Origin of the sequence: Bacillus sp. SIMBA_008 (genome assembly GCF_046535495.1) — a bacterium.
GTDB lineage: Bacteria > Bacillota > Bacilli > Bacillales > Bacillaceae > Bacillus > Bacillus subtilis.
In genome coordinates this window covers 1-258 of sequence record NZ_JAWRWL010000758.1, presented here as the reverse complement: position 1 = coordinate 258, position 258 = coordinate 1, and the positions used below count along the sequence as shown (strand labels likewise).

1 pseudogene is annotated in these 258 nt (G+C 56.2%); it reads right to left on the bottom strand.

What is annotated here, in order from left to right:
* Positions 1-258: pseudogene (locus SB658_RS25315) on the bottom strand (YfcC family protein); the annotation flags it as partial.

The window sequence follows — 258 nt, the reverse complement described above, 5'->3', positions numbered from 1 at the left end:
GGCAGCCAGTACGGCCATCAGAACGCCGGAAGTCGGATTGACACAGTTTACGACGCCTTCCCCAAGCATGACCGCTTCAACCGCGACCTGTCTCGTGATGCCCATCAGATCGGCAAGCGGCGCCAAAATCGGAATAAATACGACCGCCTCCCCTGAGCCCGATGATATCAGAAAATGAAGCAGGGCGCTGGAAATATACATTCCGATTGCGCCTGCCATCGGGCTGAAACCGTGCAGCAGTGACGCAAGTCCATTGAC